Below are 25,180 nucleotides of genomic sequence, written 5' to 3' on the forward strand. Positions count from 1 at the left end.
ACCGCGTCACGGGGTCAGTACGATCTTGCCGGCGACGGTCCCGGACTCGGCGAGCCGCATGGCCTCGGCGGTGCGGGCCAGCGGAAGTTCGGCGGCGATGCGGGCGGTGACCTCGCCGCGCTCCAGGGCCGCGAAGACCTGGGTGAGGTCGGCGCGCAGCCGGTTCCGGAACGCGTTCTTGGCCAGGGCCCGGCCCGCCCAGACGTTGTAGAAGTAGGCGTGGCGGCCGTTGGGCAGGGCGTTCCACAGCCAGACGCGGCCGAGCAGCTTGAACACGGGCCACTGCTTGGATCCCTGGTCGTCCCGGGTGGCGGCGCTGCCGTAGGAGACGAGCGTGCCGCCGGGCGCGAGCAGGCGCCAGGAGTCGACGATGCCGTGCCCGCCGACGTGGTCGAAGACGGCGGCCACTCCGTCGGGGGCGAGTGCGCGGATGCGCGCGGCGACGTCGTCGGCGCGGTAGTCGACCGGGATCACTCCCTGCTCGCGCAGGGCGTCGTGGTGCCGTACGGAGGCGGTGCCGATCACCTTCGCCCCGGCGGCGCGGGCGAGTTGGACCAGGACGGAGCCGACGCCGCCGTTGGCGCCGAGCACCACGACGGTCCGGCCCGCACGCACGCGTGCCTTGCGGTGGAGCATCTGCCAGGCGGTGATGCCGTTGAGGACCATCGTCTCGGCCTCCGCGGCGCCGATCCCGTCGGGGACCTCCACGGTGTCCGCCGCGTCGACGACCACGTGGCTCGCCCAGCCGCCGACCTTGAGGAGCGCGGCCACCCGGGTGCCTATCAGCTCGGTGCCGACGCCCTCGCCGGCCGCCACCACCGTGCCGACCAGGTCGTAACCCGGCACGAAGGGGAACGCGGGCTGGTCGTAGTACCGGCCGCGGCGCATCTGCTGCTCGGCGAAGGAGACTCCGGTCGCCTGCATACGGATCACGACCTGTCCCGGGCCCGGGGCCGGGACGGTGCCCCCGGTGCGGATCTCCAGCCCCTCCGGCTCCACCGTGCCCGGCAGGACGACCTCGACGAGTCCTTCGTGTCGTTCGGTGCTCATGATGACCTCCACGTCGCTAGCGCTTGTCGCTTGAGTTAGAAGCTATAACCGTCGCAAGGGATAGTCAATAGCCAACGTGATAACCTCTAACTAAATCGCTCAGGGTGCCCTCAGGGGCGTGAACGGAGGCGGCCGTGGCGAGCACGAGGACGGAGACCCCGCGCGAGCGCTATCGCGCCCAGGTCCGAGCGGAGGTCAAGGAGCACGCGTGGCAGCAGATCGCCACGGCGGGAGCCTCCGGCCTTTCGCTCAACGCGATCGCCAAGCAGATGGGGATGAGCGGACCGGCGCTCTACCGGTACTTCGCCAACCGCGACGAACTGATCACCGAGCTCATCAAGGACGCGTACCGCAGCCTCGCCGACACCCTGCACACGGCCGCCGCTTCCGACGCCGACCTGGCCGGACTGGCCCACGCCATGCGCCGCTGGGCCCTGACGGACCCGCACCGGTACTTCCTTCTCTACGGCACGCCCATCCCGGGCTACCACGCTCCCGACACCACCACCGCGATCAGCGCGGAGATCATGGCGGTCCTGCTCGACGCCTGCGCCGAGATCCCCGTACGACCGCCGGCCGAGGGCCCGGGGGCGGCGTTCGCCGAGCATCTGCGGGAGCACGGGCACTGGGCCCGCGGCCACCCCGCCCCGCCGGAGGTACTGCACCGGGCGCTGACCGTCTGGACCCGGCTGCACGGCCTCCTCTCGCTCGAACTCGCCGGTCAGTTCAACGGGATGGGATTCGACCCGGACCTGCTGTTCGCGAGCGAACTGGAGGCGCTGACCACGCCGTAGACACCACCGGGGTTCCGCTGCCCCTCTCGAACGACGGGGGTCGCCTCGACGAGCGTCTTGCGGCCGTCGTCAGGGTCCTTGGCCGTGGTGATCGGACCACCGGCACGCAGCGTCACGAGCGTCTCGGCCATCGACGATGCGGACCGGCGGGGTCAGTTGCGACCAGGCCCACTGCATGTCGTCAGGCACCGGCTCGGTACGCAGCCGGGTCATCGCCTTCATCAGCCCCCCGCCCCCTGCGGTGTACGGGAGTTGAGAGAACTCGGCGCCGGCTTCTACGGACGATCGGACGGGCCCGTGGGGCCGGCGTCGACCGCCCACCAGGCGGGCGCGCACGCCACGGACGCGTCGATCAGGTCCTCCTTCGTGACCGACGGGTCGTCGAGCCAGGCCCTGATAGCGCCCGCGAAACCGTGGGCCATGAACTGCGCGATGACCTGGCGGTTGGCCTCGGGCAGTCCCGGGTGGGGGCCACGGGCCATGAACGCCAGGGCGTAGTCGCTGAAATGGCGCACAAGGGCCTCGTACACCCCGCTGTCCGCCGGATCGGCGAGGGTGTGCCGGTACACCTCGGCGAAGCGCTCGACGTGGTCGGCCACCTCCGTGACGGCCATGCGCAGCAACTCGTGGGCCGCGTACACGCCTTGTGCCCGCCACTCGTCCTCCAGCCGGTGGCCGCGCTCCAGGTCGGCTTGGAGCACCTGGATGAGCAGGTCCAGCGGGGAGCCGTAGCGGTTGTAGAAGGTCGCACGGGTGACCCCGGCGCGGCCGGCCAGCTCGGCGACGGAGATCCGCGAGACGGGCCGCAGCGCGGCGAGGTCGACGATGGCCTCCTCGAAGGCCTGGGTCGTGCGGGTGATGCGGGGATCGATCCGCTCGTTCAGCGTTCTGCCCTCCTCGGGGTCACGTTGCAGCCTGCCATGCGGAGTGATTTTATACACCTGTCAAATAGTGCGGCGAAAGGAACCGTCATGGCCTCGCACACCGCGATCTCAGCCCAAGAAGCCGCCGACCGGCTGGCCGTCCGCGAACTGGTGGACGCCTACGCGCACTGCGCGGACCGGCGGGATGCCAAGGGGCAGATGGCCCTGTTCACCGAGGACACCCGTTTCCTGGTGTTCATGGACGCCAAAGCGGCGGAGCCGACGCAGGAACTGCACGGCCGCGAGTCCCTCGCCCCGGTGTTCGAGAACCTCACCACGTATCAGGCGACCACGCACTTCAACGGCCAGAGCACGATCACCCTGGACGAAATCCGGGCCACGGGCGAGAGCTACTGCCTGGCCCACCACGTCTCCGTCGACGACTCCGGGCAGCGCACCCTCATGATCGCGTCGATCCGCTACCTCGACGAGTTCACCAAGCAGGGCGGCGACTGGTACTTCGCCGAGCGCCGCCTGATGGTCGACTGGACCGAGACGCGCCCCTCCACGCCGTGAGGCGTCACAGGACGGCGGCCTCCGCCGTCTCGTCCAGGGCGAGTCGACGTGCCACGGCGAGTCCCCACGGAATGCCGAGGAGGGCGACGAGCACGAGTCCCAGGACCACCGGCGCGGGTCGCGCGGCACCGAGGGCCAGGGCCGCGAGCGCGACGACGAAACCGGTGAGCGCCAGTGGACGGTAGAGCCGAGGTTCGTCCCGCCAGGCCTCCAGGCCGGTCGCGATGAGCATCGTCGCCGTCAGCACGACGGCGACGCCCACGCACAGGACCCAGGCCGTCGCGGCCGGCGTCCGGCTGTCGTGCGCGTGCTCGACCAGACCGACCATCGCCGCACCCATCGCCGTCACGGCCGCCGTGAGCGGCAGATGGATGAGCATCCACTGCGCGGTCACCCCACGGGTGCGCCTGGGCGGGCGGTGTCCGGCGAAGTCGAAGTACGTCCACCACGCGCCGAATCCGACCACCACGGCCACCAGGCCCACCGCGAGACCCATGGCGCTGGTCGGCTCGCCGACCAGCCCGTCCACGACACCCGTGACGGTCTCGCCGAGCACGATGATGATGAACAGCCCGAACCGCTCGGTGAGCGCGTCGCTGACGGCGAGCGCCGACGCCTCGGCCGGCACGGTCGCGACGGTCACCACCACGAACCCGACGAGATAGACGAGAGCCAGCAGCCCCCAGGCGAGCAGGCGGGCGTCGGCCGGCAGCAAGGCGCTGGCGAGGAGCACGACCGCACAGGCGGCCGTCCCGGCCACGTACAGCCGGCTGGACCTCAGGTACTGCGCCGGGCTGCCGCGCGAGGCCAGCAGCCAGAGCACGGCCAGCACGGCGAACAGGATGCCCGCGGCGACGGCGAAGTGGGCCCCTTCCTCACCGCCGGCCTCGGGGATGAAGGCCCCCATGGGGACCAGGACGAGGATCTGCAGCAGGAAGAGACTGCGGCCGCGGGCGTCGTCGTGTCCGTGCAGGTCGTGGTGGAGCGTGCCGTTGAGCCACGCGATCCACACCAGCGCGAACACCACGGCGAACTCGCCCAGCCCGTGCCAGGTGAGGTGGTCGGCCAGGTGGTGGGCGGCCTGGGCGACCAGCACGACCACGATGAGGTCGTAGAAGAGTTCCAACGGGCCGACCACCCGGTGCTGCGGCTGCTCGCCGTGGGCGCGCGGCGGTCTCCACAACTGGCGGCGCAGCCGGGCCCACCGCTCGTTTCGCGAGGTCATGAGGGGAGCCGGGGCGCTAGCGGACGAGATCCCGCGATACGGCCCACAGCCGGGCCGCGTTCTCCCGGTCCAGGGCGTACGGCGCGACGCCGGCGACGGCGCCCGCTCGCCCGTCGACCGGACGGGACGGCGCGCAGTCCTCGAAGTAGCGGCCGGTGACTCCTTCCACCGTCGGCGAGGCGGCCAGCAGCACGGAAGTCGCGGCGCCCTGCTCGACCGTCTTCTGCGGCGGCAGCGCGAGTTCGCCCGAGGCGAGGAAGGCGCCGACCTGCTCCATGTCCATGTGCCGGGCCAGCGAGGTGTCCGCGACATTGCCCGGCATCAGCGCGTTGACGGTGATGCCGTCGTCGGCCCAGCGCTCGGCGGCACCGACGGCGAACAGGACGTTGGCGGTCTTCGACTGCCCGTAGGAGGTCCAGGGGTCGTAGGGCCGGTAGCGGTAGTCCAGATCGTCGAAGACGACCGGTGAGAAGAGGTGGCCGATGGAGCTCACCGAGACCACCCGGGCGCCGTCCGCCGCCGCGAGCGCCGGGTGGAGGCCGACGGCGAGTGCGAAGTGGCCGAGGTGGTTGACGGCGAACTGCGGTTCCCTGCCGTCGGGCGTGCGGACGAGTTCCTGCGGAGCCATCAGGCCGGCGTTGTTCACCAGGATGTGCAGTGGGCCCTCCCAGGCCGCCACGAACTCCGCGACCGTCGACCGGTCGGACAGGTCGAGCCGACCCGCCGCCAACCGCCCTGCCGTGGGCGGCAGTTCCTTCTGCAGGCGCGCGACCACGTCGGCACCCGCGTCGGTGTTGCGCACCGCCAGCGTGACGTCGGCGCCCGCCGCGGCGAGCGCCCGGGCCGTCTCCACCCCGATGCCGGAACTTGCGCCGGTCACCACGGCCCGGCGGCCGTGCAGGTCGACGCCGTCGATCACCTCGGCGGCGGTGGTGCTCGCCCCGAACACGGGCGGTGTCTGAGGTACGGACATGAGGGGGTCTCCTGGTTCGAGCGACGTGCGTGCGTCCGTGCGGCCGGCCGTCTCAGCGGCCCGGGGGCTCTATTTTACAACTGTATATTAGAGCGCGGGACGGCACCCGGACACGCGGAAGGTCCCGGACACGACGAGCGCGTCCGGGACCTTCTCGGCACAGGTCGGTGGCGTCGGGAATCAGTCGAGCTTCTCGACCAACGCCTCGAACTGCCGCACCATGGCCGGCAGCGAGCGGCCGTCGATGTGGTTCATGACCCGCTTGCGGGCGCTCGCCAGGTGGACCGGATAGGCGGCCTCAAGCCGCTTCAGCCCCTCCGGGGTGATGGTCGCGACATTCCCTCGCGCGTCCCCCTCGAAGCGCCGCTTGACGACCTGCCCGCGGCTCTGCAGCGCGTCCACGACCCGGGTCATACGACTCGCGGACAGCGCGGTCGCCGAGGCGAGATCCGTCATCCGGAGCGACTGGTTCTCGGCCTCGGAGAGGTTCATCAGTACGACGTACTCGGTGAGCGTCAGTCCGGTCGACCGCAGCAGATCGTCGTCCAGCGAGCGGGGCAGCGCCACGATGACGCGCATCAGCGCACGCCAGAAGCGCTCTTCCTGGGCTGCGAGGGGATCTTCGGCGGTCATCTCCGCAGGTTAGCGTGCTCAAGCAAAGAACCTCAAGGTACGGCCGCACCACGAAACGCCTGGCCGCGGGCCGATAGCGTGCGTCGGCCCGCGGCTCCGGTGTGCGAATGGTCAGTTGCGGGCGTTCAGGAACCGGTCCGCCCAGTACGCGGTGCGGTCCAGGTAGGCCGTCTCGGCCGCCTCTCCGGTCAGTCCGTACGCTCCGTCGTACGTCCGGTAGTCGTGTCCGGCGGGCGGGGTGGCGTCGGCCGGTTCGATCGAACTGCCTTCGTGCCATTCGTTGAAGGACGTCACCGACACCCACGTCGGCGGGCCACCGGTCTCGGACGCGAGGGCGTTGCCCCACTGCCGGTCGTAGGCCGCGCCGCCGGCGCGGTCCACGGTGGGGGTCGTGTTGCCGGGTACCGCCCGGTCGTCGATGTACCCGGGTGCGACGGACGGGGACCAGATGAGGTTGTTGGCGCGGGCGTAGTCCCCGGCCTGCTTCCAGCCCGGGGCGGTGGCACCGGCGATGCCGTCGTAGGTGTACAGCCCGGAGAAGTGCTGGATCTTGCTGGTGTCCGTGGTCTGCGCGAGCACGATGCTGTTGCCGGTGACCTGGTCCAGTGCCGTCCAGTCGGTGACGTCGAGACTGCTGAAGACGTAGAAGGCGCCCTTGTCACCGTGGTCGGCGGAGCGGTAGAAGGCGGGGTGGCCGCCGTAGGTGGTGTTGATGTACCGGATGTCGTCGGCGGTCGAGGCCCCGGTGCGCCCGGCGTACGGCTCCAGATGCCAGGCCACCTTGACGCCCTCCTTCTGCGCGGCGTCCAGGACGCCCCGGGCGATCCGGTCCTCGTAACTGCCCTGGCCCCACCAGCTGTAGACGATGACACCGGCGCCGGACCGGGCGACCCACTTCATGTGCTGCGCGACGGCGCCGGCGTAGTCGGCGGAGTCGTACGGGCCGAGCGCCGGGTACAGGTCGGCGCCGATGTCGTCGGGTGGCGTATGGCCGCCCTGCTGCCAGTGCCGCCAGTCCCCGTTCACCACCGGGCTGCCGTACCAGGGGTAGTAGAAGAGGTGCACGTTCTGGTTGAGCGCCTTGGCGACCGGGGTGGTGCCCAGGGTGAAGGTGTCGATGTCGAACAGCGAGCCGTTGCCGCCGGTGAATCTCAGGAAGAGAGGACCTGACGCGGACGCGGTCAGCGTGGTCGACACGGTGGTGAACGTGTCCCAGCTCCCGGTCACCGGTACCCGCACCGACCCGAGCAGTGTGCCGGTGGCCGAGCCGGAACGGACCTCGACCGTGCCGCCGGCCCCCGCCGAGGACACCTTGGCGGTGAAGGCCGAGGCGCCGGCGGTGGAGACATTCGCGTAGCCCGCCCAGTCGCCGTTCTCGATGTAGCCGAGGGTCTGGCCGCCGCTCGCTCCCGCGTGGGCGGCCGTCTGGACACCGGAACCCGAGGTGAACGCCTCCCCCTCGACGGTACGGGTGCCGGACGGCGGCGAGCAGTTGCCCGGTACCGCGCCCGCCGTGTACCGCACCGCGCCGAGCAGCAGGCTCCTGAAGGAGGCGTCGCTGTAGGACTCGATGGTGTGCCCGAGTCCCGTGTAGAAGGAGCGGCCCTTGCCCTGCGGGTGGCACCAGGTGATCGGGTGGTCGGCGCCCATCTCGCCGCCGCTGTAGGTGCTTTCGTCGAGGGTCTGCAGGACATGTACGCCGGACCGGGGATTGGTGCGGTAGTTGTACAGCTCGTCGGTGCGCGTCCAGGTCGGGGCGAGATGCGCGGTGGCCGGGTGGGTACGGTCCTCGGTCTTCACCGTGGCCTGCTGGATGGCGGGATGACTCTTGAAGTACGCGCCCACCAACTGGTTGTAGTACGGCCAGTCGTACTCGGTGTCGGCCGCCGCGTGGACGCCCAGGTAGCCGCCGCCGTTGTCGACGTAGGACTGCAGGGCGTTCTGCTGGCTGTCGTCGAGGACATCGCCGGTGGTGCTGAGGAAGACGACCGCCTCGTACGAGGCCAGGTTCGCGGGGGTGAAGGCGCCGGCGTCCTCGGTCGCCGTGACGGAGAAATTGTTCTGCGTGCCCATCGTGCGCAGGGCGTCGATGCCGGCGGGGATGGCGTCGTGCCGGAATCCGGCGGTCTTGGAGAAGACCAGGAGGTCGAAGTCGGCGGCCGCCTTGGTGGAGCCGGCGTGTGCCGTCACCGTCGGCAGGGACAGTGCGCAGGCCGCGGCCAGGGCGAGGGTCGCCAGGCGCCGGGCGGTGCGCCAGGTGCGTCTGCTCATGGTCAACTCCCCTTTCGTGCCGATGCGGTCAGGGTGAAGGTGTCGATGTCGAAGAGCGATCCGCTGCCGCCGGTGAAGGACAGGAACAGGGGGCCCGATCCGCCGGCGCCGAGCGAGGTGCTGACGGTGGTGAAGGTCTCCCAGTCGCCGGTCACCGGGACCGTGACCGAGCCGAGCAGGGGTCCGGTCGCCGAGCCGGAGCGGATCTGCAGGGTGCCGCCGGCCCCGGCCGAGGAGACCTTGGCGGAGAAGGCGGAGGCGCCGGCGGTGGTGACGTTCGCGTAGCCCGCCCAGTCGCCGTTGTCGATGTAGCCGAGGGTCTGCCCGCCGCTCGCCGCCGCGTGGGCGGCTGCCTGGACGCCGGAACCGGAGGTGAACGTCTCCGCCTCCTGCGTACTCCCGGTGGCAGTGGTGCCGAACGTGAACGCGTCGAGGTCGAAGAGGTTGCCCTGGCCGGTCGGTCCGCGGAAGACGAGGAACAGCTCGGTGCTGCCGGCGGGGAGGGTGGACAGGGCGGTGGAGACGTCGGTGAAGGTCTCCCAACTGCCGGTCGGCGGCACGGTGGTGGTGCCCAGGAGGGTGCCGGTGGCGGATCCCGCGCGGATCTCGATGGTGCCTCCGGGGCCGGCCGAGGAGACACGGGCCGTGAACCGGTTCGCGCCGGTGAGGGCGTACGGCTTGAAGGAGATCCAGTCGCCGTTGTCGGTGAACCCGACGGTTCGGCCTCCCTCGGCGGGACCGTGCGTGGCGGTCTCGATGCCGGACTGGGCGGTGAAGTGCTCCGCCTGCCGGTGGCGGGGTTGCAGTGTGCGTACGGAGTGCCCGGTGAGGCCGCCGTTGTCGGTGTACTCGGCGTCGAAGACGCCGTAGAGGTTGGCGGCGCTGTCGTGCTCGCCGTCCTGGGGGATGTTGATGGTGCCGGAGCAGCCGTTCGCGGAGGTGATGGAGTGGGTGTGGCTGTCGTGGCCCAGGAGGTAGGTGACCTTGACCTTGGCGCAGTCGACGCTGCCGTCCTCGGGGTCGGTGGCCTGGACGCGGAAGGGCACGCTGTCGCCGAAGGAGAACAACTGGCCGTCGGCCGGGGTCTGCAGCGTGACGGTCGGAGCGGTGTTGCCTGCGGTGACGACGAGACTGGCCGTGCCGGCGAGGCCTTCGGGGTCCTTCACCGTGAGGGTGGGCCGGAAGGTTCCGCCGGTGGTGTAGGTGTGGCTCGGACTGGGCTGGGTGGAGGTGGCTCCGTCGCCGAAGTCCCACGCGTAGGTCAGGGCGCCGCCCTCGGGGTCGCTGCTGCCCTGGGAGGAGAACTGCACGGTCAACGGCAAGGCGCCGGAGGTCTTGTCCGCGGCGGCCTTGGCCACCGGATTGCGGTTGCTGCCTCCGACGTACTCGATCCGGTACAGGGCCTGGTTGTTGTTCCCGGTTCCGTAGTCCAGGACGTACAGCGCGCCGTCGGGTCCGAAGTCCGTGTCGATCACCTGGGTGCCGTTCCAGGGGAAGTCCTCGATGGTCCCGTAGGTGCCGTCGCTCCTGACCTCGATCGACTTGATCCACTGCCGTCCGTACTCGGCGGCGAGGAAGCGACCGTCCAGGGACTGCGGGAACTTGACGGAGGAGTTGAGGTTCGGGTCGAACCGGTAGACCTCACCGCCCATCGGGGACTCCGAGCCGCCGCCGAACTCGGGTGGTGATCCATCCCCGCCGTACCTGATCCAACTCGCCTTGGCGGGTGGCAGTTTCGACTGTCCGGTGTTGCGGGCGGAGTTGTTGGTCGGGCCGCCCTCGCAGTCGTACTTGGCGCCGGACGGGCCGCTGGGGAAGGTGTACTCGTTGTACGTCTCGGTGGTGGTGTTGGTGCCCGTGCAGTAGGGCCAGCCGTAGTTCCCCGGCGCGGTGATGCGGTCAAACTCGACCTGGCCGCCGGGGCCGCGGTCCGGGTCGGCACCACCCGCGTCGGGGCCGTAGTCGCCGAGGTAGACGATTCCGGTGGCGCGGTCCACGGACATGCGGAACGGGTTGCGGAAGCCCATCGCGTAGATCTCGGGCCGGGTGCCCGCGGTGCCGGGTGCGAAGAGGTTGCCGGCCGGGACGGTGTAGCCGCCGGCGGCGGTGGGCTTGATGCGAAGGACCTTGCCCCGCAGGTCGTTGGTGTTGCCGGAGCTGCGCTGGGCGTCGAACTGCGGGTTGCGGTCGGCGCGTTCGTCGATGGGCGTGTATCCGGCGGAGTCGAAGGGGTTGGTGTCGTCGCCGGTGGTCAGATAGAGGTTGCCGGCCGCGTCGAAGTCGATGTCCCCGCCGACGTGGCAGCACTGGCCCCGGTCGTTGGCGACTTCGAGTACGACCTTCTCGCTGGTCAGGTCCAGGGTGCCGTCGCTCTTCAGGACGAAGCGCGAGAGGTTCAGGTGTCCTTTCCACGGCTGGAAGTCCGCGGCGCTTCCGGTGGTCGGAGCGTCTCCCGCCGGGGTGTCGAGTTTCGGCGAGTAGTACGCGTAGACGTACCGGTTGGTCGTGAAGGCGGGGTCGACGGCGATGCCCTGGAGGCCCTCCTCGTCATGGGTGTAGACGTCGAGTTTGGCGGCCACCTTGGTGTTGCCGACGGCGTCGGTCAGGCGGATCGTGCCGTCCCGCGCGGTGTGCAGGGTCGAACGGTCCGGCAGGACGGCCAGGGACATGGGTTCCCCCAGTTCGGCCGCGCCGCCCGCGAGTTGTACGTGCTGGTAGTCGCCGGGCGGGATGTCCTGGGGCGCGGCGGACGCCTCCGTCGGTGACGCCGCGGCGATCGCTGGGAGGATGAGTGCGAGGACGGTGAGCCATCTGAGCCCCGAGCGGGGGCGCTGAGACATGACAGAGCTTCCTTCCTGACGGTGGGGAGTCAGGCAAGGCGCGCGCCGGCCGCGCTTGCCGCGTGCATCAGCGGTGCTCTGCTGCAGAGTATTTGCGTGATCTGGTCGTCAGATTTCTTACTTCTGCAGGCAAATTGCATGCTGGCGATCCGTCAGGAGTTTGTCAACTCCCTGGACAAACTTGCCAGTTCAGAGAGGTCGGTCGGAGCCGGTCCGGCACCGGGAGACAAGGGGCTCGGCCACCGCCTGCAGCTGCTCCGCCAGCCTCTGGACCAGGACGGGATCGAGTTGGTCCATGACGCGTCGGCGGGCGCTGGCGAGATGGGCGGGACAGGCGTCCACCAACCGCTCCCGGCCGGCCTCCGTGAGGACGGCCATGCTCCCCCGGGCGTCCGTCGCCGGGGTCCGCTTGACCACCAGGCCCTGCGCCCGCAGGGTCTCCACGAGTCGGGTGATGCGGCTCGCGGACAGGCCCGTGGCACCGGCCAGGTCGGTCATGCGCATACGGCCGCCGTCCGCCTCGGAAAGGTTCATCAGGACCAGGTACTGGCTCAGCGGCAGCCCCGTGGAACGCAGCAGATCCTCGTGCAGCGCACGCGGCAGCGCCACCAGCACCCTCTGCAGCGAGCGCCAGAGGCGTTCCTCCGCGCCGCTCAGCGGTGTCGACATCGCCCGCCCCCTCCCCTCCCGAGTCCCCGGCAAGACCACCTCAGCATACCTATTATTTGCTTGACAAAGCATTTCGAGGCAGGTGAAGATACTTGCTCAAGCAAGCAGTAGTACGGCAGTGCAGCGAGAGGAAATCCCGATGTCCCCCAAGATCGCAGTCATCTACTACTCGTCGACGGGCACCGTGCACGAGTTGGCCGAGTCGGTGGCGGAAGGTGCCCGCAAGGAGGGTGCGGAGGTGCGGCTCCTGCGCGTGTCCGAGCTCGCTCCCGAGGAGGCCGTCGCCGCCAACGACGCGTGGTCGGCGCACGCCGCGGCCACCGAGGACGTGCCGGTGGCGACCCAGGCCGACATCGAGTGGGCCGACGCCGTGATATTCGGCAGCCCCACCCGGTTCGGCAACATCGCCAGCCAGTTGAAGCAGTTCATCGACACGCTCGGCGGGCTGTGGGCACAGGGCAAGCTGGCCGACAAGATCTACAGCGGCTTCACGGCCACGGCCACCGCGCACGGCGGCCAGGAGTCCACCCTGCTCGCGCTCTACAACTCCGTGCACCATTTCGGCGGCATCATCGTCACCCCCGGCTACACGGACCCGGTGAAGTTCGCCGACGGCAACCCGTACGGCACCAGCCACGTCAACGGTCAGGGCGCGATCCCCGTCGACGACACCGCCCGGGCCGCCGCGCTGTACCAGGGCAAGCGCGTGGCCGCCGTCACCGCGCAGTTCAAGGGCGCGTAGCCGGGCACGCGGCCGCGCACTCGGGAGACAGCGGGCCGCCCAGGAGGAGATCGCGCCCTGGCGGGTGGGAGCGGTGCTGTGACGCCGCGGTCAGTTCGCCGCGTTCATCAGGTCCAGCGCGCTCTGCTGTCGGGCCGCGTCCGTGGAGTCGACGGGTCCGGCCCAGTGCAGTCCGTACGCGTCGAGGGCGTTGCGGTCGTTGGCGTAGGCGGAGTTGGCCTGGCGGGTGAGGTAGGACGTGTAAGGGCGGTCGGACAGCAGGGAGTTGAAGGCGCTCAGGCCACGGACGTAGGCGCCCTTGAAGGTGGGTCCGTCGGCTCCGCAGCCGTTCGTCTCGCACGGCTCGCGCAGGATGCCGCCGGAGTTCAGCGCGGTGGAGGTGGTCGAGGCGTCACCGATCTGCCGGCCGGCGGTCAGCAGGGCCGAGTCACCCGTCGCGCGGTACAACTCGGCCAGGCCGCCGAGGAGTACGCCCTGGTTGTACGACCAGGCCGTGGACCCGTTGTTGCGGCAGGTCGACAGGTCGATGCCGTCGTTGACCAGGTGCGAGCCGTTGATCATGCCGGTGCCCTTGAACCACGTCCAGTCGGCGTTGGCCCGGCCGAGATAGACCGTGTCGCCGGCGATCCGGTTGTGCAGGGCCGCGTTGAGCTCCAGGTAGAGGGAGTTGGCGATGGCGTTCTTGTAGGTCTTCGCCGTGCTCCACCACACTCCGCCGCCGCACGTCGAGTCCCAGTACCGTGCCATGTGGTCGGCGTCGGCGCGGGCGGTGTTGAGATAGCGGCTGTCCCCGGTCAGGTCGTACGCGGCGACCCAGGCGAGGCCCCACCATCCGGTGTCGTCGATGTAGTCGTTGCGGAACTGGCCGCCCTGGGCGCCCAGTTGGCGGTCGTAGGTGTTCGCGATGGCGTACTTGTAGCTGGGCATGCCCGTGCCACGGATGTTGTCGATGATCGCGGTCAGGGCGTTGGCGGAGTTCCACCAGCCAGTGGTGTCGAACAGACCGGTGGAGTTGTTGTACCACTGCATCAGCGCGGTGGCCGCCGCGGTGGGGCGACTGTACGCGTTCCAGGTGGTGCGGGCCCACGGCGTGCAGGCGATCTCGGGCCGGTCCCCCGCCTTGCCGCAGGCCCGCAGCGCACCGACGCCGTTGTTGTTCCAGTCGTCGACGTTGTACATCAGGGTGCGCCAACCCCGTTGCCCGGTGGGGACGGTGGTGTCGCCCAGCTTGCTGCCCGAGCTCCAGGTGCGGCCGCCGTCGAAGGACCGGTCGAGCCAGGTCTCGTCCCCGGGACTCCCGTTGGTGATCGAGGCCCAGCCCATCGCGTCGGTGTCGTCGAAGTGCAGGGCGAGGGTGCGCGAGTAGATGGTCGCGGTGACCGGCTGACGGTCTCCCGGGGACTGGGCCGGGTCGCGGGCGTCGCAGTACTTGTTGCAGATCGTCGCCTCGGGGGCGGCGCTCGCGACACCGGTGGTGGCCGGGGTGAACAAGGCCAGGGCCGCGATCAGGCCGGTGACAACTCTTCGGACACGTACTGCGGTTGAGGTCATGTCAGCTCCATCGGCGTGGGGGGATGGTGGGCCGTCGGCCCGATGCGGGGCCGTCAGCCCAGACGCCACTGCTGGTTGGCGCCGCCGTTGCAGGTCCACAGCTCGATCTGGGTGCCGTTGACGTTCCCGGCGGGCTTGTCGCCTCCGGTGACGTCGAGGCAGAGCCCGGACTGGGTGCCGGTGATGGTGCCGTTGGGGTTGAGGCTCCACTTCTGGTTGGCGCCGCCGTTGCAGGTGTAGAGCTGCACCTTGGTGCCGGGAGCGGTCTGGTTGTTGTACGCGTCCAGGCACTGGGTGCCGCCGTAGAGCCGGAGTTCTCCGGCGGCGGTGAGGGTGACGGCCTGGTTGGTGCCGCCGCCGCAGTCCCAGATCTCGATCTTGGTGCCGGGGGTGGTCTCGCCGTTGTAGGCGTCGAGGCAGCGGTTGGAGGAGGCGCCGATCAGCGGGTGGGTCGTCCCGACGCTGGTGCCGCTGCCGACGGACACCCGGTACATGACCGAGCCGTGGCCGGGGACGCTCGCCGCGATACTGCCGGTCGTGCTGCTGATCTGGTGGGACCAGAGGTTGTTCAGCCGGTAGGACGAGGCGGCCGGGAGACCCGCCGCGGCGGCCGAGGTGGTGATGGTGGCCGCGCTCGAGTTCTCGTTGAACAGGACCACCGACACATCACCGCCTGCGAGCGGCTTGGTCAGGACGTGCAGACCGCCCGAGGAGGAGATCTCGGTGCCCTGTCTGCCCAGGGAGTCCTGGTCGACGGCGATGACGTCCTTGTTGCCGTAGAGCGAGAGGGTGGCCGCCGAGGCGCTGCGCATGTCGTTCCCCGCGATCAGCGGCGCGGCCATCTCGGCCCACAGGCTGAAGTGGGAGCGGTCCTCGGTGAACGACATGCCGTTGCCGACCTCCAGCATGTCCGGGTCGTTCCAGGCACCGGGCTTGGCATACGCGGCGAGCTTGACGTTGGCCTTGTAGATCGACACCACCGTCGAGAAGTTGACGTTGATGTCGTCGGTGGTGCGCCAGCTGTTGCCGACGCCCGCGCCCCAGGTCCACACGCTCGCCAGGCCCCAGTTGCAGAGGCTGTAGACGATCGGGCGCCCGGTGTTGGCCAGGGCGTCGCGCATGGCGGTGTAGCGCTGCTGGTCGGGCACGTTCTGGTGGTTGCAGTTGTCGTACTTCAGGTAGTCGACGCCCCAGGACGCGAAGCTGTTCGCGTCCGTCTGCTCGTGACCGAGGCTGCCGGGATAGCCCGCGCAGGTGGCGGTGCCGGCGCTCTCGTAGATGCCGAGCTTGAGGCCCTTGGAGTGCACGTAGGCGGCGGTCCCACTGATGCCGCTGGGGAACTTGACCGGGTCCGGGACCAGTTGACCGGCGGAGTTGCGGGCCGAGGTCATCCAGCAGTCGTCGATGTTGACGTACTGGTAGCCCGCGTCCTTCAGACCGGACGAAACGAGGTAGTCGCCGGTCTGCTTGACCAGTTGCTCCGTGACGTTGCAGCCGAAGGCGTTCCAGTCGTTCCAGCCCATCGGCGGCGTGCGGGCCAGCCCGTTCTCGAGCGCGTGGGCCTGCGGGGCCGCCTTCAGGAGAAGCAGCGGCGGGGCGAGCACGAGGAACAGCACCATCGCTAGCGCCGCTCTGAGGGACCTCAGCCGGATCAGGGGGACGGTCATGTCTGTGTCTCCTGCTTCGCTGTGGGGGCGGACAGGCCCATGCGTCCGGAGCTATGGAAACGTATCCATGAAGAAGGTGGCATCTCCCTGACGACAGGTCAATGGTCTGTACCTGACCGCCTGTTGCGCTGTCACGGAGGTGTCTCCCCCGTGCCGCGAGCTATCAACTGCGAGGGCAGCACGATCCGTTGGAAGGGTCCTCCGCCGCCGTCGATCCGGTCGATCAGCAAGTGCGCGGCGCGGCGGCCGAGTTCCTCGGTGTCCGAGGTGACCACCGTGACCGGGGTCGGGAGCATGTCGGCCAGTTTGAAGTCGTCGAACCCCACCACGGCCGTCCGGGCGCCCAGTCGGCGGCTCGCCCGCAGGACACCTTCGGTGAGGAAGCTCGTCGTCGAGAAGATCGCCGTCGGCGGGTCCGGCGAGGTGAGCAGGGTGTGGGTGGCGGCGGAGGCCTCCTCCATGGTGCCGCGCGGGAGGGGCACCACCAGGGTCTCGTCGGCGTCGATGCCGCTGTGCCGCAGGGCCTTGCGGTATCCGCGCAGTCTGCGGCCGGTGGTGTAGTACGAGGGGGCCACGAGGATGGCGATCCGGCGGTGGCCGTGGTCGATCAGATGCTGCGTCGCGGTGCGCGCGCCGCCCTCGTTGTCGACGAGGACGACGTCCGCCTCGGCGCCTGTGGCCGGCCGGTCCACGAAGACGACCGGTACCTGGTCGTGGCCGTTGACCTCCCGCAGAAAGGCGTGGTCGCCCTGGTCGGGCACGATGATGAGCCCGGCCACGCGCCTGCCGATCAGCTCGCCCACGGCCCGGCGTTCGACCTCCGGGTCCTCGTCGGCGGTGCTGAGCAGCACGGCGTACCCGGCGTCGGCCATCACCTCGACCGCGGCCTTGGCCAGGGAGGCGTAGAACGGGTTGGTCAGGTCGCCGAGCAGCAGGCCGATGGTCAGCGAGTTCTGCCCGGGCCGCAGGGAGCGCGCGATCTCGTTGCGCCGGTACCCGATCTCGCTGATCGCCGCGTGCACACGGTCGGCCGTCTCCTCGCGGACCGCCCCGATGCCGTTGACGACCCGTGACACGGTGACCAGGGCGACCCCGGCCCGCTCGGCGACATCGCGCATCGTCGGCCTGGTGGACTGGCCCTGGGGGCGACGACTGCTCACGTGGGGCGGAGACCACCTTTCAGCACATGGCGAGGCCCCCCGAGAGGGTGGCACGCGGTCCGGACCAATCGAACGCCGTCAGGATACGTTTCCGATCACGTAGTCGACCCCACTTCTCCGCACACCTGAACTCCGCGCTCGTGCCGGGGCGTTGCCACCGGTCAGTGGGATTCGCGGCTCACCTCGGAGCCGCTGGAGCCGACGAGGAAGTCGAGGTCGGCGCCGGTGTCGGCCTGGAGGACGTGGTCGACGTAGAGCCGTTCCCAGCCGCGTCCCGGGGTGGCGAAGCCGTCGACGGTGGCCTCGTCGGGGGTTCTGCGGGCGAGTTCGTCGGCGGGTACGTCGATGTCGATGCGGCGGCCCCGGACGTCGAGGGTGACGAAGTCGCCGGTGCGCACGAGGGCGAGCGGTCCCCCGGCCGCGGCCTCGGGAGCCACGTGCAGGACGACGGTGCCGTAGGCCGTGCCGCTCATGCGGCCGTCGCAGACGCGGACCATGTCGCGGACGCCCTGTTCCAGGAGCTTCTTCGGCAGCGGCATGTTCGACACCTCCGGCATGCCGGGATAGCCCTTGGGGCCACAACCGCGCAGGACGAGAACGGAGTCGGCGTCGACGTCGAGGTCCGGGTCGTCGATGCGGGCGTGGAAGTCCTCGATGCTGTCGAACACGACGGCCCTGCCCCGGTGTTGGAGGAGGTGCGGGGAGGCCGCCGCGGGCTTGATGAGCGCTCCGTCGGGTGCGAGGTTGCCGCGCAGGACGGCGATGCCGCCCTCGGCGACGAGCGGTTCGGCGCGGGTGCGGATGACCTCGGGGTCCCAGATCGGGGCGTCGTCGAGGTGGTCGACCAACGGTCTGCCGGTGACGGTGAGGGCGTCGGGGTCGAGCAGGTCGCGGACCTCGCGCAGGACGGCGAGCAGGCCGCCGGCGCGGTGGAGGTCCTCCATGAGGAAGCGGCCCGCGGGCTGGAGGTCGACGAGGACCGGCACCCGGGAGCCGACGCGGTCGAAGTCGTCGAGCGTCAGGTCGACACCGAGGCGGCCCGCGATCGCCAGCAGGTGGACGACCGCGTTGGTCGATCCGCCGACGGCGGCCAGCGCCACGATCGCGTTGTGGAAGGACGCCTTGGTCAGGAAGGTGCCCGGGCGCCGGTCCGCGGCCACCATGTCCACCACCAGGCGGCCGGTGCCGTGCGCGGCCTCCAGCAGGCGGCTGTCGGGGGCGGGGGTACCGGCGACGCCGGGGACGACCGTGCCCAGGGCCTCCGCGACCACGGCCATCGTCGAGGCGGTGCCCATCGTGTTGCAGTGCCCGCGGCTGCGGATCATCGACGACTCGGAGCGGGAGAACTGCTCCTGGGAGAGCGTGCCGGCCCGGACCTCCTCCGACAGCCGCCACACGTCGGTGCCGCAGCCCAGCGGCGTACCGCGGAAGGTCCCGTTCAGCATGGGCCCACCGGGCACCACCACGGCGGGCAGGTCCACCGACGCGGCGGCCATCAGCAGCGACGGGATCGTCTTGTCGCAGCCGCCCAACAGGACGACGCCGTCGATGGGGTTGGCCCGCAGCATCTCCTCCGTGGCCATCGCCGCCATGTTCCGCCAGAGCATGGCGGTGGGCCGCACCTGGGTCTCGCCCAGGGACACCACGGGCAGGTCCAGCGGGATACCGCCCGCCTCGTACACGCCGTTGCGCACCGAGGCGGCCACCTCGTTCAGGTGCGCGTTGCACGGGGTCAGGTCCGAGGCGGTGTTGGCGATGGCGATCTGCGGGCGACCGGTGAAGGCGTCCCCCGGTGTGCCGCGCCGCATCCAGGCGCGGTGGATGTAGGCGTTGCGGTCCTGTCCCGCGTACCACTGCGCACTGCGGAGCGTCGTCGTGCCGGGGCGCTTCATCGGCGGACTCCTTCCAATAATCGACACGGTGGTCTAATTTTTGGAACGCCATGGAGCATACGCAGACGCCGGAGCCGGGCATCTCGGGACTCGTGCCGGGCCGGTGCCGTCTCGGGCCGCGGTGAGCGGCCGCACGATGCGGGCGTTCGTGCTGACGGCCCCCGGGCAGTACGCGGTCCAGGAGGTTGCGGCGCCGGTGGCGGCCCCCGGTGAGGCCGTCGTCGACGTCGAGCGGGTCGGCGTGTGCGGTACGGACGTCGAGTTCTTCACGGGCGCGATGGCCTACCTCCACCAAGGGCACTGCGCCTACCCGTTGAGGCTCGGCCACGAGTGGGCCGGCCGGGTCGCGGCGGTCGGGGCCGGGGTCGATCCGGTGTGGGTGGGCCGGCGGGTCATGGGCGACACCATGCTCGGGTGCGGGGCCTGCCGTCGCTGTCGGCGAGGGCATCAGCACGTGTGCGAGAAGCGGCAGGAGGTCGGCATACGCGGGGCGCGGGACGGCGCCCTGGCGGAGCAACTCGCGGCGCCCGTCTCGTCGTTGCACGTCCTGCCGGACTCCGTCGACGCCGAACTGGGCGCGCTGGTCGAGCCGGGCGGCAACGCCCTGCGCGCGGCACGGGCCGCGGCGCCGTGCCCCGGTGACCGGACACTGGTCCTGGGCCCGGGAACCATAGGGCTGTTGGCCGCGATGTTCCTGCGGGCCGCCGGTGCGGAGGTGCACCTGATGGGCCGCACCGAGGACTCCATGGCCTTCGCCCGCACTCTGGGCTTCGAGCACGTGTGGACGGAGCGCTCGGTCCCGGACCTCCCCTTCGACGCGGTCGTCGACGCCTCGAACGCCGTCCAACTGCCTTCCCTGGCACTGGAGTCGGTCGAGCCGGCCGGTCGTGTCGTGTACGTGGGACTGGCCGGCGAGCCCAGCAGGATCGACACCCGGACACTCGCCCTCAAGGACGTGACCGCCACCGGCATCCTGTCCGGCTCCCCCGGCCTCGCCGACACCATCCGGGCCTACGCCGACGGATCCGTCGACCCACGACCACTCGTCGCCGCGACCGTCGCCCTGGACCAGGTCGGTCCCGTCCTCGCCGGTGAGCGGCCGGCCGGCGCCGGACCGGGGCCGAAGATCCACGTCGATCCGCGACCGAACTGACGTAGGAGCTCCCTTTGGAGGGGTGCGGCGGGCCACGGCAGGTTCAGCGCGTCCGATCGGCGCTCCGCCGGGAGGGCGACACGCACGTGCCGGGCGGCCCCATGGCCCGTACACCATCCGCGGCCTGTAGAACGTAGGGAGAGATCGCCACCTGCCCGGGAGCACCCATGACCGGAATCCGCCGAAGCCGAAGAAGATCCACCGGCGCCCTCGACGCCATCGAGGCCCCGGACAACGTCGAGATGCTCGTCGGCGTGGTGACGGTGACGCTGCTGGTGGAGTTCCTCGGTGTGGTGTCCGGCTCCCCGGTGTGGCATCTCGGTCTGCTGATCTTCCTGCCGAGCACGGCGTCGGCCCTGTGCACCGTCGGGCAGACGAGGTTCGTGGCCGTGTGGACCACGCTCGTCATCACCCTCACCACGGTGGTGCGGCGCGAGGGGGACGGCCGGTGGCTGGACGGGATCCTGCTGGTGCTGTTCACCATCGTGCTGGGAACGACCTCCGTCTACGCCTGCCACCGGCGCATCAACCGTGAGCGCGAGATGCTCCGCCTGCGGTCCACCGCCGCGGCGATGCAGCGGCACATCCTGCACCCCCTCCCTCTCGTCACCGACGACGTCCTGGTCAACGGCGTCTACGAACCCGTGCAGGAGGACCGGCTCGTCGGCGGTGACATCTACGACGTCGTCGCCTCACCGTGGGGCACGAGGGTGCTGATCGGGGACGTGCAGGGCAAGGGACTGGCCGCCGTGGGCGCCGCGTTCGCCGTGATCGGGGCCTTCCGCGAGGCGGCCTACCGCGAGCCGACGCTCACCGCGCTCGTCGACGCCCTGGACGCGGCGGTCGTCCGCCACAACATGTACGCCGAACAGACCGGCGACGACGAACGGTTCGTGACCGCGCTCATCATCGGCGTCGACACGGACACCGAGGCGCAGGTCGTCAACTGCGGCCACGTTCCTCCTTGGTTGGTGCACGACGGCGGGGTCACCACACCCGATACGGATCCCGGGGTCCCGCTCGGTCTCGCCGAACTGTCCGCCGAACCCACCACCGTGCACTGGTTCGACTTCCCGGCCGGCTCGACCCTGCTGCTGACCACCGACGGCCTCACCGAGACCCGTGACCACGACGGCACGTTCTACCCGGCCGACGACCGCGTGACCAGCCGCCTCGCCCTCCCCGCCACCGAACTGCCCCAGGCTCTCTACGAAGACGCCCGCGCGTTCACCGACAACGCGGCCCAGCACGACGACTTCGCCGTGCTGACCGTGCGGCGAACTCCGCGCGTGTGAACAGCCGGTGGGGCTAGCGGGCGGGGCCGTCGCCGCGTTCGTGGCTGTCGTGCAGCCGGCCGTCGTGTTCGTGGCCGTCGTGTTCGTGGCCGGACGGGCCCGGTTCGGGGTGGGCGTCGGTGAGTTCGGGTTCCAGTCCCTCCGCCAGCCCGGTGTGCCCGCGCCCCGTGTCCGTGCGCCAGGCCTCGAATGCCCAGGTGGTGAGGGCGACGACGGCGAGGCCCAGGAGCCAGCCGCCCACGACGTCGCTGAACCAGTGGACGCCGAGCGCGATCCTGGTGAAACCGACACCGAGCACCGACCCGACCGCCACGCACCAGAACACCGGCCGGAGCGCGCGCGGCACCAACGGCAGCAGGACCAGCAGCAGGATGGCGAACGAGGTGGTCGCGGTCATCGCGTGCCCCGAGGGGAAGGAGAATCCGGGAGCGTGCGCGACCGGGTCCTCCAGGGACGGTCTGGCCCGCTCGACCACCGTTTTGACCAGCAGTCCGATGAGTCCGCCGGCCACCGCCGTCACCGCCGACCAGGCGGCCAGGCGCCAGGCCCGGCGGTAGAGCAGCCAGACGGTCAGCAGCGCGACGACCACCCGCAGGGTGACCGGGTCCCACACCCGGTCGGACAGGAAGCGCAGGGTGTCGGTCCACTCCGGGTGTTCGAGGGCGGTCCGGTTCAACCGCCGTGCCGCGCCCGCGTCGAGGCGGCGCAGCGGCTGCCAGTGTCCCTCGATCAGGACGAGCAGCAGCCCGAAGGGCACGGCGGCGACGGCGGCCACCGCGGTCGAACCGAGCAGGTGGATGCCGAATCTCCGGTCGGCCGTGCGGCGACGGAGTTCACGAAGGCGCTGAGCCGTGGCGCGGACCACCCTTCACACCCCCGGGTCGGCCGAGATCGGACCGGGCCGCTTCGCCCGCGAGGCCTCCAGCTGCGCGGCGAAGGACAGCCCCAGGAAGAGGGCGATGGAGGTCAGGTAGGCCCACAGCAGCAGCGACATGAAGGCACTGAGCGGGCCGTAGATCGTGTCGAAGGAGCCGCTCAGGTCCAGGTACAGGCTGAGCAGCCAGGTCAGGACCATCCACAGCACGAGATACACGGCGGCGCCGAAGGCCAGCCAGGTGTAGCCGGGCTGGCGGCGCCGGGGCGAGCGGCGGAAGATCGCGCTGGCCGAGAAGAGGGCGAGCAGGAAGCCGAAGGGCCAGCGCAGGATCTCGCAGAGGGTCCGGGCGCCGCCGTCGAGGTGATAGACGGTCACCGCCGCCGAGGCAATGTCACCCCCGGCGATCATCACGATGAACCCGAGGCCGAGCGGGATCCCGGCGCTGAGCGACATGACGAGCCCGCGCAGGTACTTCTGATGGAAGGGGCGGTCGCGTTCGTTGCCGTAGATCCGGTTGGCGCCGCGTTCGATCTGGCACATCGCGGTGGTGACGTTGACCAGGGAGAAGAGCAGGCCGAACCAGAGGGCGATCTCGTCCCCGTCGCCCGCGCTGTGCCGGCTGCGGTCCAGCGCGTCGTCGACCACGTCCGCGCTGGGACCCTGCGCGAGCCGGTGGATGGTCAGTTCGGCGAGTCGGCCGATGTTCTCCGTGTGCAGCGCGGTGGACAGCCCGACGAAGGCGATGGCGAGCGGAATCACCGACAGCACGGTCTGCAGGGCGAGCGCCCGGGAGTGGCTGAAGCCGTCGGCGTAGCGGAACCGGACGAAGGAGTCGCGCAGGAGCGGCCAGCGTCCGTAGCGGCGCAACGATGCCATCGCCTCGTCGGCGGAGAGTTCGTCGCCGCTCATGTCGCGGGTCTCGGGGACCTTGGTGGCGGTGCCCATTCACTTCTCCCGGGTGGGCAGCAGGACGGTGAGCGCGCCGGGCCTGACCTCGGCGGTGAGACGTCGGCCGTGGGCGACCGGGTCCCCGTCGAGTTCCCTCGACTGCGGTTCGGCGAAGGTGAGTTCGGCCCGGTGGAAGGTGAAGAACTCCACCGGTACGCCCTTCTTGCCGGCGCCCTCGGGGACAAGGGTGTCCACGGTCGTGGGCCGCAGGGTGCTCCTGCGGCCGCGCATCAGGACACCCAGGGCACGCATCCAGCCGCCGGGGCCGCGCGGGTCCAGGACCAGCAGATCGAGCAGTCCGTCGTCCGGTCGGGCCGCCGGGACGAGGGTCAGCCCGCCTTGCACGGTGCCGACGTTGGCGAGGAGCACCATCCGGGCCGTGCGGTGCAGGACGGGCCCGTCGTCGAGCCGGACGGTCAGCCGCATCCGGGGAGTGCGCAGGGTACCGATGGTGGCGAGCACGTAGGCGGGCCAGCCGACGGCGGACTTGGCGCGGTCGCCGGTGTTTTCCAGCATCGCGGCGTCGAGCCCGGCCCCGGACATCGCGGCGAAGTGGGTGGGGGCGAGGTCGTCGCCCTCGATGTGGCCGAGGTCGAGGCGGTGCGGGGTGCCGGACAGCGCCGCGTCGAGCGCGGTGGCGGGGGTGAGCGGCAGGCCGAGATTGCGGGCCAGCAGATTGCCGGTGCCGCAGGGCACCACGACGAGCGGTACGCCGGTGCCGGCCAGGGCGTCGGCGGCCGCCCTGATGGTTCCGTCGCCGCCGCACACCACGACCAGTGCGGCCCCGTCGCGGACCGCGCCTGCCGCCTGCCCCGTCCCCGGGTCGTCGGCGGTCGTCTCGATGAACCGCGGTGCGCGGTGGCCGTGTTGTTCGAGGATCCGCCGCAGCTTCTCGCAGTCCTGCTCGCCGGTCACGGTGGGGTTGAAGATCACGGCGGTACTGCCGGGCGGGCGCTCCTCGACACCGCCGGCGGCCTCGGTGTGCCCGCTGCGCGGCGAGGGTACGGCGGCCACGGACCCGTCGGTGAACAGCGCACGGCCGACGATCAGCAGGGACAGGGTGCCGTTGGCGATTCCGCCGATCACGTCGGTGGGGTGGTGCATGCCCCGGTAGAGACGGGAGACGCCGACGATCAGCGGCACCAGGAACAGCAGCGCGGCCAGCGGCCACCGCCACGGCCTGCGGACCCGGGACAGCACGAGGACCCCGAGTCCGGCGTAGAGCGCGGTGGCAGCGCCGGTGTGGCCGGAGGTGTAACTGGACGTGGGCGGGGAGGCGTCGAGCCGGTCCACGTCCGGACGGGTGCGGTCCACCGACTCGGTGATGACCAGGAACACGAGCGCCTGGAGCGAGACGGCGACGGCGAGGAAGACCGCCTGACGCCACATCGGCAGCCGGGGTACGAGCAGCAGGGCCACGCAGCTCAGCAGGGTGATGGCGATGACCGTGAGGGTGTTGCCCGCCTCCGAGCCCACGTACGACAGCGAGGTGAGCGGGCCCGTACGGATCCGCTCGAATCCCTCGTTGACGTGGTCCTCGACCGTCAGGGGCCATACGTGGCGGACGGGGCCCGTGATCAGCAGCCCGAAGCCCACGAGCAGGACGGCCTGACAGACGGTCAGCGCGCCGATCCTCGCCGCGGTGATGCCGGTGCCGCTGGGCAGGAAGGAGGCGCCACCCGGACGTACCACTTCGGCACCTTCTCCGGTCGCTTTCGCTGCTCTTCCTGGTGTGGCGGTCGGCATCGGGGCTCCCACGGGTCTGCGCCTCACGGCGGTCCTCAGCCGGGTGCCGTGCGCACCCGATGAACCGCCGTCTGCCCCGGAAGCGAGGACGCAGACGCTCGGTGACGTGGGAATCCCCGAATCAACGCCCCGGGCGTGCCGTAAGGGGCCGGTGGGACGGGGTGGGAGCGCGGTCCGAGCGCTGCTCCTGCCGGCCGGGCGTGCCGTTCCCACCGGACGAACGCGCTGTTCCTGAAAGAGACGTTTGTTCGGGCC

20 protein-coding genes are annotated in these 25,180 nt (G+C 70.6%); 5 read left to right on the plus strand and 15 right to left on the minus strand.

The window, feature by feature from the left end; all coding sequences use genetic code 11:
• Positions 1–6: 6 nt before the first annotated feature.
• A complete protein-coding gene (locus ACIQI8_RS03370; protein ID WP_402344320.1) occupies positions 7–1,050 on the minus strand; it encodes a medium chain dehydrogenase/reductase family protein in 1,044 nt (347 codons plus the stop codon).
• A 134-nt stretch (positions 1,051–1,184) separates the two neighbouring features.
• On the opposite strand from ACIQI8_RS03370, the gene ACIQI8_RS03375 reads away from it, so the two are divergent.
• Complete coding sequence (locus ACIQI8_RS03375) at positions 1,185–1,844, plus strand: TetR/AcrR family transcriptional regulator (RefSeq protein ID WP_402344323.1); 660 nt, start codon at positions 1,185–1,187, stop codon at positions 1,842–1,844.
• A gap of 275 nt (positions 1,845–2,119) precedes the next feature.
• On the opposite strand, the gene ACIQI8_RS03380 is transcribed toward ACIQI8_RS03375, so the two are convergent.
• Entirely contained in the window at positions 2,120–2,785 is a 666-nt protein-coding gene (locus ACIQI8_RS03380) for a TetR/AcrR family transcriptional regulator (RefSeq protein ID WP_402344326.1), read from the minus strand.
• 30 nt (positions 2,786–2,815) lie between these two features.
• Between ACIQI8_RS03380 and ACIQI8_RS03385 the strand changes: the two genes are divergently transcribed.
• The gene (locus ACIQI8_RS03385) at positions 2,816–3,283 is read left to right on the plus strand and encodes a nuclear transport factor 2 family protein (RefSeq protein ID WP_402344329.1); all 468 of its coding nucleotides are present in this window, start codon (positions 2,816–2,818) and stop codon (positions 3,281–3,283) included.
• 4 nt (positions 3,284–3,287) lie between these two features.
• On the opposite strand, the gene ACIQI8_RS03390 is transcribed toward ACIQI8_RS03385, so the two are convergent.
• From ACIQI8_RS03390 to ACIQI8_RS03415, 6 genes are all read right to left on the minus strand, one after another.
• The gene (locus ACIQI8_RS03390; RefSeq protein ID WP_402344332.1) at positions 3,288–4,508 is read right to left on the minus strand and encodes a low temperature requirement protein A; all 1,221 of its coding nucleotides are present in this window, start codon (positions 4,506–4,508) and stop codon (positions 3,288–3,290) included.
• Positions 4,509–4,524: 16 nt separating this feature from the next.
• Complete coding sequence (locus tag ACIQI8_RS03395; RefSeq protein ID WP_402344335.1) at positions 4,525–5,481, minus strand: SDR family NAD(P)-dependent oxidoreductase; 957 nt, start codon at positions 5,479–5,481, stop codon at positions 4,525–4,527.
• A 180-nt stretch (positions 5,482–5,661) separates the two neighbouring features.
• Positions 5,662–6,114, minus strand: coding sequence for a MarR family winged helix-turn-helix transcriptional regulator (locus tag ACIQI8_RS03400; protein WP_402344338.1), 453 nt, complete (start codon positions 6,112–6,114; stop codon positions 5,662–5,664).
• A gap of 111 nt (positions 6,115–6,225) precedes the next feature.
• Positions 6,226–8,385: a ThuA domain-containing protein gene (locus tag ACIQI8_RS03405; RefSeq protein ID WP_402344341.1), complete on the minus strand. Its 2,160-nt coding sequence runs from the start codon at positions 8,383–8,385 to the stop codon at positions 6,226–6,228.
• 2 nt (positions 8,386–8,387) lie between these two features.
• Positions 8,388–11,225, minus strand: a complete 2,838-nt coding sequence (locus ACIQI8_RS03410; protein ID WP_402344344.1) for a carbohydrate-binding protein — start codon at positions 11,223–11,225, stop codon at positions 8,388–8,390.
• 189 nt (positions 11,226–11,414) lie between these two features.
• On the minus strand, positions 11,415–11,894 hold the full coding sequence (locus ACIQI8_RS03415; protein ID WP_402344347.1) for a MarR family winged helix-turn-helix transcriptional regulator: 480 nt from the start codon (positions 11,892–11,894) through the stop codon (positions 11,415–11,417).
• Positions 11,895–12,033: 139 nt separating this feature from the next.
• Between ACIQI8_RS03415 and wrbA the strand changes: the two genes are divergently transcribed.
• Positions 12,034–12,636, plus strand: coding sequence for an NAD(P)H:quinone oxidoreductase (wrbA, locus tag ACIQI8_RS03420; RefSeq protein ID WP_402344350.1), 603 nt, complete (start codon positions 12,034–12,036; stop codon positions 12,634–12,636).
• Positions 12,637–12,726: 90 nt separating this feature from the next.
• Here the strand turns inward: wrbA and ACIQI8_RS03425 are convergent, their stop codons facing one another.
• From ACIQI8_RS03425 to ACIQI8_RS03440, 4 genes are all read right to left on the minus strand, one after another.
• Positions 12,727–14,187, minus strand: coding sequence for a glycoside hydrolase family 76 protein (locus ACIQI8_RS03425; protein WP_402344353.1), 1,461 nt, complete (start codon positions 14,185–14,187; stop codon positions 12,727–12,729).
• A gap of 53 nt (positions 14,188–14,240) precedes the next feature.
• The gene (locus tag ACIQI8_RS03430; RefSeq protein ID WP_402344356.1) at positions 14,241–15,854 is read right to left on the minus strand and encodes a glycoside hydrolase family 27 protein; all 1,614 of its coding nucleotides are present in this window, start codon (positions 15,852–15,854) and stop codon (positions 14,241–14,243) included.
• Between the two features lie 131 nt (positions 15,855–15,985).
• Positions 15,986–17,014, minus strand: coding sequence for a LacI family DNA-binding transcriptional regulator (locus tag ACIQI8_RS03435; protein ID WP_402344359.1), 1,029 nt, complete (start codon positions 17,012–17,014; stop codon positions 15,986–15,988).
• Between the two features lie 161 nt (positions 17,015–17,175).
• Complete coding sequence (locus ACIQI8_RS03440) at positions 17,176–18,906, minus strand: IlvD/Edd family dehydratase (RefSeq protein ID WP_402344362.1); 1,731 nt, start codon at positions 18,904–18,906, stop codon at positions 17,176–17,178.
• A gap of 136 nt (positions 18,907–19,042) precedes the next feature.
• On the opposite strand from ACIQI8_RS03440, the gene ACIQI8_RS03445 reads away from it, so the two are divergent.
• The gene (locus ACIQI8_RS03445; RefSeq protein ID WP_402346658.1) at positions 19,043–20,059 is read left to right on the plus strand and encodes a zinc-binding dehydrogenase; all 1,017 of its coding nucleotides are present in this window, start codon (positions 19,043–19,045) and stop codon (positions 20,057–20,059) included.
• A gap of 167 nt (positions 20,060–20,226) precedes the next feature.
• The gene (locus ACIQI8_RS03450; protein ID WP_402344365.1) at positions 20,227–21,354 is read left to right on the plus strand and encodes a PP2C family protein-serine/threonine phosphatase; all 1,128 of its coding nucleotides are present in this window, start codon (positions 20,227–20,229) and stop codon (positions 21,352–21,354) included.
• Between the two features lie 13 nt (positions 21,355–21,367).
• On the opposite strand, the gene ACIQI8_RS03455 is transcribed toward ACIQI8_RS03450, so the two are convergent.
• Genes ACIQI8_RS03455 through ACIQI8_RS03465 form a run of 3 tightly spaced genes read right to left on the minus strand, consistent with a single transcriptional unit; the run spans position 21,368 to position 24,925 of the window.
• Positions 21,368–22,219, minus strand: a complete 852-nt coding sequence (locus tag ACIQI8_RS03455) for a phosphatase PAP2 family protein (RefSeq protein WP_402344368.1) — start codon at positions 22,217–22,219, stop codon at positions 21,368–21,370.
• Between the two features lie 3 nt (positions 22,220–22,222).
• The gene (locus ACIQI8_RS03460; protein ID WP_402344371.1) at positions 22,223–23,176 is read right to left on the minus strand and encodes a YihY/virulence factor BrkB family protein; all 954 of its coding nucleotides are present in this window, start codon (positions 23,174–23,176) and stop codon (positions 22,223–22,225) included.
• On the minus strand, positions 23,177–24,925 hold the full coding sequence (locus ACIQI8_RS03465) for a diacylglycerol kinase family protein (protein WP_402344374.1): 1,749 nt from the start codon (positions 24,923–24,925) through the stop codon (positions 23,177–23,179).
• Positions 24,926–25,180 lie beyond the last annotated feature (255 nt).

The sequence above is a fragment of the Streptomyces sp. NPDC092369 genome, from assembly GCF_044755245.1.
Classification (GTDB): Bacteria; Actinomycetota; Actinomycetes; order Streptomycetales; family Streptomycetaceae; genus Streptomyces.